We start from the raw sequence: 12,044 nt of genomic DNA, 5'->3' as shown, positions 1-12,044 counted from the left end.
TTTTCGAAGTTTTTTTGTTTATTTTTTTATTATTTTTATACTTCTACCGCTTCTAACAAAGCCAAACGTTCAGCAACTTCTGCTTCTGTTAAATTATGTTTTTTTACATAACGATTGGCAGGATGCTGGCTACATTCTAATGAGCAGCCACCTAAATGTTTATGTTCATTTTCTTCTGAAGTTAAGATTTGACGATTACATTCTGGGTTTGCACAGTTAATGTAGCGTTCGCAAGGTGTTCCATCGAACCAGTCTTTCCCAATAACTTTTTTATCAACATGATTAATTTCGACACTGATTCGGTCATCAAAGACATACATTTTGCCATCCCAAAGTTCGCCACGTGTTTCTGGGTTTTTTCCATAGTTGGCAATACCACCATGCAATTGAGCAACATCTTCAAATCCTTCTTTTAATAACCAGCCAGAAAATTTTTCACAGCGAATCCCGCCAGTACAATAGGTAACAATTTTTTTATCCATAAATTGTTCTTTGTTCTCGCGAATCCATTGTGGTAATTCACGGAAGCTACGGATATCTGGGCGCACGGCACCACGGAAATGACCTAAATCATATTCATAATCGTTACGAGCATCGATTACAACAGTGTCTTCGTCTAATAAGGCTTCTTTAAATTCTGCAGGTTCCAAATATTTCCCCGTCGTTTCTAATGGATCAACGTCTTCTTCTAAGTTCAACGCCACTAATTCAGAACGTGGGCGAACAAACATTTTGCGGAACGCCATTTCTTCTGCTGGATCAATTTTAAAGAATGTATCCTTAAAGCGCTCATCTGCTTGCATTGCTTCCATATACTTTTCTGTTTCTTCGACAGTACCAGATAACGTTCCGTTAATCCCTTCTGTCGCTACTAAAATACGGCCTTTTAAGTTTAATGATTTGCAAAAGGCTAGATGCTCTTTCGCAAAAGCTTCTGGATCTTCAATTGTTGTATATTTGTAATAAAGTAATACTTGGTATTTCATCTTGTTTTCCCCTTTTGTATAAAGTCATTCTATCCCATTATACGGTGAATAAAAAAGGGAAAGCGATTATTTTGCTTGTGTATTTACACACAATAAAAAAAGCCTGATAAACGGCGGGAACAGAACCAACACTACGCGTTGCTCCGATCTCAACAACTTCTAAGGTGTTTTCTCGACATGCGTCTCGTCACAGTACAGCCTTCAAAAGAGCTCCAGCTCTAAGAGTTGCGATGTTTCACTGTGAAGCATGAACAGATGAAATCATCGTACCTACTTGGTGAAGGTCCTTCGGAAATAAGCCGAAATTGTTGAGAATCACGAAGAACGTAGTGATTCGATGATGAACAATACCTACTTGGTCTCCAAAAATTAAAGAGCAATTTTCGGAAATTTCTTCTTATTTCTCGGAGCTAAACGGTTCTGTCCCGACCTCTTCTATATACTACTCCTTTTCAGAAGTCGCGGCGAGTTGTTCTTGCAACTCACCTAAAAGTTCAATTTGAATATTTTGGATTTTTACCAAATTTTCTAGTTGATTATTGATAATATAATCCATTTTCTCATGTAATAAATTAATTTCTACCTCTGCTTTTAAGTTAATTTTATAATCATTATTCGCTTGTTCTCTATCACGGGCTTCTTGTCTGTTTTGACTCATCATAATAATCGGTGCTTGGATAGCTGCTAAACAAGATAAGGCAAGATTCAACAAAATATAAGGATATTTGTCAAATGGTTGTCCCAATAAAGTGGTAGAGTTAATCACGATCCAAGCAATCAACACGAAGCAAAAGAAGCCAATAAACACCCAGCTACCGCCAAATTTAGCAATGGTATCCGCTGCTCGTTGGCCAAAGGTTAATTTCTTTTCCATCTTTTCATTCATATTATTGGAAATCAGCTTATCTTCTTTGATGTGTTGAACCACTAATTCATTCAGTTGTTGGATTTTTTCAGAATCATTTGCGACCAATTGTTTCATGTAATCCAAACGATAATTAAGTAACTCCGCCAATGTAATCATCGATTCAGCTGTCAATTGTGGATTGTTTTGGAGAATAAAAGCTTGCGTTTCCTGTTCTATATCTTGAAGATAAATGTTTTTTTTCGTTGGTTCACCAATAACAACTTGTTTATTTTTTGATTGTTTCATCTTCGTCACTCCCTTTGATCGTTCTTCCCTTTATTTTAATATAAAGTCTCTCAGAAGAAACCTAAAAAGGCTTTGGGAGTGATCGTTGTTACTTCTGCTTTAAAATTTAACAGTTAAATTGGTTACATCATGGAACAACGAACCAATTAATTCTTTGTATTTCGCTGGATTTACACAATTAGTTAGCAATATGATCCCAGTTTTCATATCTTTTGAAAATAAAGCTAGGGCTTGTTGACCCGCTTCAACTCCGTGTAAACGTAAATAATTATCATGAACATAGATGCCGCCATGATAAGAGCTTTGCTGAGAAGACGTCCATAATTTTTGCAAAAGTGCGGTGGAAACTAAATGTCCACTCATTAATTGATGTAAGTACCAATACAAATCACCTGTCGTCATATCCACATTCCCAGTCCCAAATTCATGGGCAAAACTAGCTGCAGGAATTGAGAGCACTTGGTTATATGAATTATCTTCTGTCCATTTATAACTTGTTGAATTATTGGGCTGTTCCAATAAGGTTTCATAGAAGCCAAAATTCTTTAAACCAGCCGTTTTGTGATAAAAATTATTAAATAATTCTTGATAGGTACGTTGATACATTTTCTCTAACATTCCTGCTAAAAGGACAAAATTTACTGGGGAATAATTGTATTTTCCTTTATTGACTTGAATGGTATTTTGTTTAACAAATTGAATAATTTCTTCATCGGTAACGATATTATTAGGCATTGCTGATAACTTTAAACCGCTTGTCATATTCAACATATCGCTAATCGTAATATCCTCAGCACCTTGTACTTGCGGATAAAACGTAGCGAGTTTTGTATCTAATGTAAGTTTACCTTCTTCAATCGCTTTTAAGATCAAGGTTGTGGTAAAAGATTTTTGAATTGAGCCAATCTGAAACCTTGTGTTTGGCGTATTGGCTTGTTGCTTTTCAAAATTGGCAAAGCCATATCCTTTATTTACTAAAACCTGATCATCTTTAATGATCAAAGCCGAACCAATATAATTTGTTTCTTGAATTTTTTGATCAAGTTCGCCACTATCTGGTGCAACTATTTCTTTCGTTAAATTCGCATAATTATCACTTCGGCGATCTTCTTCCAAGACCACTTTCGATTCTTGACTAACTTGTGAATCTCTAGTGAAAAAGAACGTTTTTATTAAATAACCACTACCACCAATCACCACCAACAAACATACTATAAAAAGCCAATTCACTCCTCCATGTCTTTTCTTTGCATGTCGTTTACGCATACCGCTTACCTCCGCCTATTCTATTAACAGCATTATCATACGCTATATTTTCATGAAAATTACAGTTTTTAGTAAAATTTATAAAACTTTCAACTTTTATAAAAAACAGCTTGGCACCAGAATCAATCTAGATTCTGGTGCCAAGCTGTTTTTTATTTACTTTCTTGCCCCATCACAGCAAAGTAATTATCATCGTTATCTGCAAAATTAAAAACTAAGCCTGTTGGCAATTGAACCATTTCACCGACAGTAACCCCAGCCTCTTGCATTTTTTTATAGAGACCAATGATATCACCGCTAGCAAACATTAAAGAAGGGGTATTCCCCGCCACTTCTGGTGAATGTTTTTGAATAAAGGCCAAATCATATAAAACAATAATCGCTTCTGCTGATTCACTTGGTGCAATTTCTACCACCAATGTGCCGTCAACTTCCTCTCTTTCCTTTTCAACAAAGCCAAACGTTTGCCAAAATTGACTAGATTCCTCAACATTATTCACATATAACATAATCTTTACTTGGTTTGAAAACATTCCTTCACGTCCTTTTGAATTTAGTTAACAACTTATTATATACGTTCTTTTAAATAATTACTGCACTTTCGCTTAAAATCAAAATAAAAGTGTTTGAGCAAGACATTGCTCAAACACTTTTCGTTTTATTGATTTAGATATTTGCATCTAAGACAACGTCGCGATCATTTAAGACATCACGATCTAATTCATGAATACGAGCACTTGTTAACACACCTGCAACCATACTATCGTTAACGTTAACAGCTGTCCGCGCCATGTCAATAAGTGGTTCAACCGAAATTACTAAACCAACAATTGCAACTGGCAAGTTCATTGCGCCTAAAACGATTAGAGAAGCAAAAGTTGCTCCGCCGCCGACACCGGCTACGCCAAATGAACTGATTGTGACAACTGCTACTAACATTAAAATAAATTGTAAACTAAAGACATCAATTCCAACAGTTGGTGCAACGATGGTTGCTAACATAGCTGGATAAACGCCGGCACAACCATTTTGTCCAATAGATAAACCGAAACTACCAGCAAAGTTTGCTGTGGCATCATCGACACCTAATGCTTTGGTTTGTGTTTCAATATTTAATGGTAAAGCTCCTGCACTTGAACGAGAAGTAAAAGCAAAGCTCAAGACTGGAAAAACTTTTTTTAGATACGTAACTGGATTGACTTTTAAAGTAATTAAAATCAGCATGTGAATGGCAAAAACAATGATTAAGGCCACATACGATGCCAACACAAATTTACCTAAGTTAATAATCGCAACAAAATCACTTGTTGCTACAACATTAATCATTAACGCTAACACGCCATAAGGGGTCAAGCGTAAAACTAAGGTAACAATTCGCATGGTAATTTTATATAAACTATCAATTAAATTTGCAAAAAATTCAGCTTCTTTTGGCGCTTTACGACGAACGCCTAAATAAGCGACACCAACAAACGCAGCAAAGATTACCACCCCAATGGTACTCATTGGTCGTGTTCCCGCAAAGTCAGCAAAGACATTTTTAGGAATAAATGAAACGATTTGTTGTGGAATCGTCAAATCTTGAATCGCATCTTGACGCGTCGCTAACTCGGCAATTCTTGACGTTTCTGCAGCACCTTGCGTGAATTTTGCCCCTTGAAGGCCAAACGCTAAGGTTGTTCCAATCCCCACCAAGGCAGCTACTGCTGTTGTTCCTAGTAAGGTGGCTAACACATTAAAGCTAATTTTTCCTAATTTATTGGATTCTTTCATTTTTGTAAATGCACCTACAATAGATACAAATACTAACGGAATTACGAGCATTTGTAGAAACGCTACATAACCATTACCTACAATCCCGATCCATTCCATTGATTGCGTAGTAATTTTACTGTCTGTACCAAAAGCAAATTGAATAATTGCACCTAAAACAATCCCCACGCCCAATGCTGAAAAGACACGTGTTGAGAATTTTAAATGTTTCTTTTGCATTTGGTAGAAACCGAATAACACAGCAATAAATGCAAGGATCACTAATACAGTGATGAATGTTGTCATTTTAGTTCCTCCCTATGTTTTTAATGACAAGTACATCAAAGGAAGTAAAGGTTCCCGGTACTCACTCTCCAGTAAATACCCTGAAAACAGCAAACTGTTTCCAGTGATAGTTCTATTGTACCTTATTTTATAGCAAATAGTGGGATAATTTGCTTACTTTTTGATAGAAAATAACCGTTGCGATAGTTTAAAACTATCACCAAGCGTTGTTTTACTAGTCACTGTAAAAATAATTTGTTTTTTGTCCTCTTTCTTTTAAGCTGACGTGGTATACTTAGTTCTAGGAGGTGTAAGCGTATGCAAAAAATTTGTTGGATCCTTTCTGTCAACCGTGATGGAGCAACGTTATTTGTGGGAAGCCCTGTAAATGCGGGTCCTTGGCTCTTTTCAAATAAAGAGCAGCAAAACATCAAAGCCTTTTTTCAACCAACCTATGAAATTGACTTTATCAGTTATGATGTTCTTTCAGAGGAAGTACCAGAAGCTGCGTTCATTTTGTACAATGAAATGCTCGCTCCCTATCTTCCCGAAAAAATCACCAAAGTTGGACAGCCGATTGCTTATATGGATATCGCTACAAAAAATTATGAACAGTTTAAAAAGGCTTTGGTTGCTAAACCTTCACAGGAATAAAAACAGCGTTTGTAACGAAATCCGTTACAAACGCTGTTTTTAAAGTTTAAGCTTCTTCTGATTGTTGAAAATTCAATTGGACACCTGGACGATCCAGAGCAATTTCAGTTACTTCATAAGATAAACGTTCGACGATGCTAAATAAAGGACGTACAAGTTCATCGACTTCTTCTTGCGAAATATCTTCTTGTTTTTCAATTTTACGATCAATAATGTGATTAATTTGGCTAATCGCCCCTGATAAAACAAATTCGTCAAAGACAATTCGAAATTCTAAGCGAGCAACAAGTGCTGAGCTATTTTCTGGATAATTTTCTTCTTCTACTTCAATTGGTGAAAAACTGACACGTAAATCTGTCTCTACTTCTGAATCAGGTACTCGCATATCATAGTGATACGCTTCAACAATTTCTTGTTGGCGTTTAATTTCCATTGTTTTTTCTCTCCTTTTTTAACAAGATATTCCCCTTTTAGAATATCCAATGGTTTCTTTTCTCAAGTATACCACAAGTCCGAAAGTTGCCTAGACCAAAAAACACAGAAGGTCAGACTTTTTTGATAAATTGATTTCGGCATTTTGAACAAGTGACTTTGATTGTTCCTCGTCCTTTCGGCGCACGTAATGACTGCTGACATTTTGGACATTTAAAATAACGATATCCTTTCTGAGTCATGTGTCGCTTGCGAAAAGCATGAACTTTTTGCATTAGGTGTTGTTTTCGAAGAATAAACCGTTGATTTTCATTCAATCGCGGGTGAATATGTTTTGAAAAAAAGCGATAATACACGTAGGCGCCTGTGATTAAAATCAATAACCGAACCCAAAGATAGCCAGTAAAAATATTGATGAGCGCCAGCACAACACTTGTTAGCAACAGCGTTCGATTCAATTCATCGAACCGGGCATAACGTCCTTGTAAAAATCGTTGCGCTTTTTTGCGCCAACGTAGAATGCGTTCAAACCAAATTTGGCCCATTTATCTTCCTTCTTTCGAGCATTATTTTTTGAATAAATGATTGATTTACAGAAACTTTCAATCAAAATTTACACTTACTAAGTCCAAATTTTGAACAACTGTTGGTTATTTTCGATGGTATACTTCTAGAGAAGTCAGGTCAACCGATGAATGACTTCGTTGATAATAGCTACCGCTATTTTATACAAACTTAAACTGTCGATGGATAGATTATCCGATTTTAACTTAGGGGAAGGTTAAAATCCGATTCTATAATTTAGCACTACACTCCTTTATTTAGTAGCAACTTTAGCCTATCTATCCACATTTTAAGTCAAAAAGAAGCAAGTCCGGACTTGCTTCTTTTTATTTATCTTTCTAATTCTTCAATTTTCTTCTCAATTAACGCCAAGACATATTGACACGCTTCAGGATCTTCGACAAAATCATATTTATCGCCATCAATTTGAATTTTAGGACTTTCATCATAGTCTTCGTACCATTGATCATAACGCTCGTTCAACATTTGATAGTAATCATACAACGTTGGATCTGTCTCAATTTGTTCATAAGGACGGCCACGTTTTTTGATGCGTTCTAACATTTTGGGAAATGAAATACGAATGTGAACTAACAAATCAGGTCTTTTTTTATGCGCAGCATAAGGCAATTCTTGGAGCATATTTTGTAATAAGTCATCGTACACTTTGACCTCTGTTTCGTTGGCACGACCTAAATCTGCATTTAAATGAAAAAGTAATGAATCTTCATAAATCGAGCGATCCAATACATTATTTTCATGCGTTAATGCTTGTTTAATACTATCAAAACGTTTATTTAAAAAATAAATTTGTAATAAAAATGCGTACTTTTCCGGTTCCGCATAAAATAAAGGTAATACCTCATTATCATCAACTGATTCGTAAAAGGCTTCTGAACCTAAACGGTTTGCAATTAAAGCTGTTAAACTAGATTTACCAGCGCCAATCGTACCTGCTAAAACAATCACTGCCATCGAACTCCCTACCTATTTTTTTCCATTTTATTTTTTATCTTCAACCAATTAAACATACCAAAAATTGAGTTAAAAGTATACATACAATACATAACAAATATCGCATAATCACCACCAGCGTGCGTCCCTGCTCGGAACCATAACAAAATTGAAAAAATATTTCCTAGTAGCCAAAACACGAATTGCGATTGATAACGTTTAATCATCAATAACATCCCTGTCGCTGAAACACTGAACGTGATTGCATCTAATGTTTGTTGCGCATCATTTACAAAACCTAACAAAATATATGCCGCTACGCCAATGAGCAACCACGTGAAAAAGGCATACAACCACTGAATACCTTTTAAAACTTTTACTTCGGTTACTTGACCCGAGCCATCCTCGCTAGCCCGAAGCCAAGCATAAAGCCCTGTAATGTCCATAATAATATAGAAGCTTTGTAAAAGAACTTCCGCATATACCCGTGTCACTAACCCAAAATAGCCAATAATCACTGCACTGATTAACCCAAAAATGTAATTGCTGACTTTTCCTTGGGCAATTAAATTCACACAAATGATGCCGGCTAAACCACCTACTAACGTAATCCAATTCGATGGATTGATAGCAAATGCAATCAACTGTACCCCCACCATCAAAGCTAAAAACAAGTAACTTCTCGTTTCCCAACCTTTAAAATCATTCACCAAAAAATTCTTATTCACGACAAATTTCCGACCTTCCTAAAACCAAACTTTTATCTGTTGACGTCTCAATAAGAGTACTCCGTTTTAAAAAACAAGTCAATCAGATTTCGGAATAAAAAGAAGATTTTAATACTATATATTGATTAAAAAAATAAAAAGATACTACATATAGTTATTTTGTAAGCTTTCTGATATCCTTTATTGCCACAATATTTTCTTCATCTTGTTTTAATCTTCTATGTAGTCATGGATTTGTTTCCATCTAATGATTCCTGCGGCAGAACCCTTTACGACGGTAGCGCTCCAAATTAATGTTGCGAAAGCGGAAGCAACCGCACATATTTATGCTTCAAATACAGTCATCGTTCACTCTTTTTATTGAAATGCTTAAAAATTGATGGCCTTATTTCTCGAATCTGGCCACTTATTAACTTATTACATGAAAACATTCGCCTAAAAAAAGCAAAAAAAACGACTAACCTAAATAATCGACCTACAAACAATTCCTTTCATTTGTAGGTCGATTATCTTTATTAGGTTTGATACGGATGTTTCGCCATCCCTAGTTTCCTTTACTGCTCATCTCTACTTATTTTTTTACTGTTTGCCAATAGCTCGTTGTCTGAAAGCACTATCCGTCCTTTGGTACTTTGTTCAAAGCTGTAAGCTTGCTCAAATAACGTTTGCTCTTTATTGGCAGTTTGTGTAAAAGTCAGCCCATAAGGTTGTCCTTCGCTGTTCGCTGCCAAAGGAACAGTCAATTCAGGATATCCTGCCACAGCACTTAAACCCGTACCTTCAGAATCAATAAAAGCATATCCGTCTAATTGTTGTTTTTTTAGCAACGCATCAAACGTTTGCTGTGCTTTTTTAATGGTTGCTTGAATGACTTCTTTATCTGGTTGTTTCTTTTTAACATCTGCTTCTAATAAATCTTGCCCATACTTGGCACGAACCTTTTTATCTTGTTGATTATACGCAATTAGTTCCTCCAGTGTTTTAAATGGTAAGTCATAACGTTTCGCAAATTCTTCCAATGCAAACTTAAATTCATTGGAAATAACTTTCCCGCCATCAATCCCTTCCATGTCTGGTGTTACCGGAATCACTTCTGCTCCAGCTTTTTGGAGGGCCTTTTTAGCAGTCGCAAATTCTTCTTCAGCACTCGGCATTTCTAGCAAACCAATGCGTTGACCTTGTAAGTTATTTTTAGTAAATTTCGTTGAATCAATGCTCGGAACCGTGTCTTTCTTAAACGCATTATAGCCTTGCGCAGCATCAACGACACTTCGGGCAATCGGGCCAACTGTATCTAATGACGGTGCCAATGGCAAAACACCTTCACCACTTACTGAACTGTGGGTCGGTTTAAAACCAACCACTGATTGATGAGAAGCGGGGGAAACAATCGATCCCATCGTCTCAGTGCCTAAAGAGAAGGCGCCGATATTCATCGTCACACTAGCCGCACTCCCAGAACTTGAACCTGAAGGTGTTATTTTGAGTGGCCCATAAGGATTAAGTGTTTGTCCATGTTTGGAACTATAGCCACTTGGTGCTTTCATTGACATATAATTCGCTAGTTCAGATAAGTTTACTTTTCCTAAAATCAAAGCTTGCGCCTCTGTTAACTTCTTAACTACTTCCGCATCTTCCTTAGGCTTGAACGTGCGTAAGGCATAAGCTCCTGCACTCGAAATCATGTTGGTCGTATTTATATTTTCTTTCAAAGTCACAGGAATACCATACAAAGGCTTTTTCGGTGTTTGAGAGGCTTGCTGGTCAAATGCCTTGGCTTCCTTAATTGCTTGCGGATTGATTTCAGAGATGCTGTTCATGCCATTATCTATTTGATCGAACTGTAAAATACGGTCCAAATAAAACGCCGTAAGTTCTTCATAGGTCAATATTCCGTTGGCAATCGCTTGCTGTAATTCAGTGATATTTTTTTCAATAATCAACGGTGCTTTGGTCCGAGCTTTTTGTACATCTGTTTCTTTTAATTGGTCTTCAATCGTTTTAACGATTCTCTCTTGATTGTACATTGCTGGGGTTTCTGCCTCAGGAGTGAACTTTTTGAGTATAAACCAATACGCTGCAGCGCCTATTATGACTAACAAAACAGCAATTATTCCGATTACTTTTAAAAATTTAGACATTTTTATCCTCCTATACCATTTAAAGATTATCTTACTATGTTTATTTTTGCATGACAACTAACAGTTTTGTTCGTTAAAAAGACAAAATAGAGAGTAGGACATCCGTCAAAACGACCGATGTCCTACTCTCTAACGATTAAGATAGTCCGCTAAATGCGTTTGTTTTAATCTTTTGTGAAAGTTAAATATTGAGAATTTATTGTGTAATTCGTGTACCACTTTCTCCTTTGATTGCTTCCGAAGCTAATTCTAAAAGCCCGATAATCGCCTGGCGGTTTGGTTTACTTTCTGCAAAACTGATGGCCGCTTCCACCTTGGGTAACATACTACCTGGCGCAAATTGATCTTCTTCTATATATTGTTGCATTGCCGTAACCGTAACATCGGTCAAAGCTTGTTGATTTGCTTGACCAAAGTTAACAAAAACATGTTCTACTGCAGTTAATACCACAAAAACATCTGCTTCAATGAGTTCAGCCATTTTTGCTGCCGCAAAGTCTTTATCAATGACTGCATCTACACCATGATAGACTGGACCATCATAGGCAATAGGAACCCCGCCACCACCACAAGCAATTACGATCTGTCCTGCATCAACAAGTGTTCGCAAGCTAACTTTTTCGTAAATATCAACTGGTTTTGGTGAAGGAACTACCCGTCGCCAGCCTCGACCCGCATCTTCTTGATAGACGTTCCCAGTTTCCGCCATCAACTGTTTGGCTGTTTCTTCGTCATAATAACCACCAATTGGTTTTGTTGGTTTTGTAAACGCTGGGTCTTTTGGTTCCACCACGACTTGTGTAATTAACGTAACAACTGGTTGTTCCCCTAAATTTCTGGCTACTAGTTCTTCATCAATTGCTTGTTGTAAATGATAGCCAATATAGCCTTGGCTCATTGCTGTGCATTCAGGAAACGGCACGACATCTTCTGGAGATTGACTCGTTTCCTCAAAAGCTAAGCGAATTTTGCCAACTTGTGGCCCGTTGCCATGAGCAATCACCACTTGATGGCCTTGTTCAATTAAATCAACAATGGATTTTGCAGCGGTTTGTGCTTTTGCCAATTGTTCTTTCGAAGAATTTCCTAACGCATTTCCACCTAATGCAATCACTATTTTTGACATCTG

Annotated in this window: 12 protein-coding genes; 1 reads left to right on the top strand and 11 read right to left on the bottom strand. The window is 36.8% G+C overall.

Going from position 1 to position 12,044, the window contains the following annotated elements; translation table 11 throughout:
* Nucleotides 1-35: 35 nt before the first annotated feature.
* From trhO to IGJ03_RS02415, 5 genes are all read right to left on the bottom strand, one after another.
* Nucleotides 36-986 (bottom strand): oxygen-dependent tRNA uridine(34) hydroxylase TrhO, encoded by a 951-nt coding sequence (gene trhO, locus IGJ03_RS02435; RefSeq protein ID WP_002355603.1) that lies wholly within the window; start codon nt 984-986, stop codon nt 36-38.
* Nucleotides 987-1,428: 442 nt separating this feature from the next.
* Nucleotides 1,429-2,139 (bottom strand): DUF1003 domain-containing protein, encoded by a 711-nt coding sequence (locus tag IGJ03_RS02430; protein WP_002386953.1) that lies wholly within the window; start codon nt 2,137-2,139, stop codon nt 1,429-1,431.
* 99 nt (nt 2,140-2,238) lie between these two features.
* Nucleotides 2,239-3,405 (bottom strand): serine hydrolase domain-containing protein, encoded by a 1,167-nt coding sequence (locus tag IGJ03_RS02425; protein ID WP_375804758.1) that lies wholly within the window; start codon nt 3,403-3,405, stop codon nt 2,239-2,241.
* Nucleotides 3,406-3,557: 152 nt separating this feature from the next.
* Nucleotides 3,558-3,938 (bottom strand): VOC family protein, encoded by a 381-nt coding sequence (locus IGJ03_RS02420; protein ID WP_033597357.1) that lies wholly within the window; start codon nt 3,936-3,938, stop codon nt 3,558-3,560.
* A 133-nt stretch (nt 3,939-4,071) separates the two neighbouring features.
* Entirely contained in the window at nt 4,072-5,463 is a 1,392-nt protein-coding gene (locus IGJ03_RS02415) for an L-cystine transporter (RefSeq protein ID WP_002355598.1), read from the bottom strand.
* A 297-nt stretch (nt 5,464-5,760) separates the two neighbouring features.
* On the opposite strand from IGJ03_RS02415, the gene IGJ03_RS02410 reads away from it, so the two are divergent.
* The gene (locus IGJ03_RS02410) at nt 5,761-6,096 is read left to right on the top strand and encodes a hypothetical protein (protein ID WP_375804757.1); all 336 of its coding nucleotides are present in this window, start codon (nt 5,761-5,763) and stop codon (nt 6,094-6,096) included.
* Nucleotides 6,097-6,142: 46 nt separating this feature from the next.
* On the opposite strand, the gene IGJ03_RS02405 is transcribed toward IGJ03_RS02410, so the two are convergent.
* From IGJ03_RS02405 to arcC, 6 genes are all read right to left on the bottom strand, one after another.
* Nucleotides 6,143-6,529, bottom strand: a complete 387-nt coding sequence (locus IGJ03_RS02405) for a DUF1149 family protein (protein WP_002358717.1) — start codon at nt 6,527-6,529, stop codon at nt 6,143-6,145.
* A gap of 112 nt (nt 6,530-6,641) precedes the next feature.
* Nucleotides 6,642-7,073: a hypothetical protein gene (locus tag IGJ03_RS02400; RefSeq protein ID WP_104859268.1), complete on the bottom strand. Its 432-nt coding sequence runs from the start codon at nt 7,071-7,073 to the stop codon at nt 6,642-6,644.
* 349 nt (nt 7,074-7,422) lie between these two features.
* On the bottom strand, nt 7,423-8,067 hold the full coding sequence (locus IGJ03_RS02395; RefSeq protein ID WP_002355594.1) for a deoxynucleoside kinase: 645 nt from the start codon (nt 8,065-8,067) through the stop codon (nt 7,423-7,425).
* Between the two features lie 8 nt (nt 8,068-8,075).
* On the bottom strand, nt 8,076-8,774 hold the full coding sequence (pnuC, locus tag IGJ03_RS02390) for a nicotinamide riboside transporter PnuC (RefSeq protein WP_002355593.1): 699 nt from the start codon (nt 8,772-8,774) through the stop codon (nt 8,076-8,078).
* A 554-nt stretch (nt 8,775-9,328) separates the two neighbouring features.
* Nucleotides 9,329-10,915, bottom strand: a complete 1,587-nt coding sequence (locus tag IGJ03_RS02385; RefSeq protein ID WP_375804756.1) for an amidase family protein — start codon at nt 10,913-10,915, stop codon at nt 9,329-9,331.
* 196 nt (nt 10,916-11,111) lie between these two features.
* Nucleotides 11,112-12,041, bottom strand: coding sequence for a carbamate kinase (gene arcC / locus IGJ03_RS02380; protein WP_375804755.1), 930 nt, complete (start codon nt 12,039-12,041; stop codon nt 11,112-11,114).
* Between the last annotated feature and the right edge of the window lie 3 nt (nt 12,042-12,044).

Origin of the sequence: Enterococcus sp. DIV1315a (assembly GCF_051712325.1) — a bacterium.
GTDB lineage: Bacteria > Bacillota > Bacilli > Lactobacillales > Enterococcaceae > Enterococcus > Enterococcus faecalis.
The sequence above is the reverse complement of the archived record's forward strand: the minus strand, read 5'-3'. Positions and strand labels throughout refer to the sequence as shown.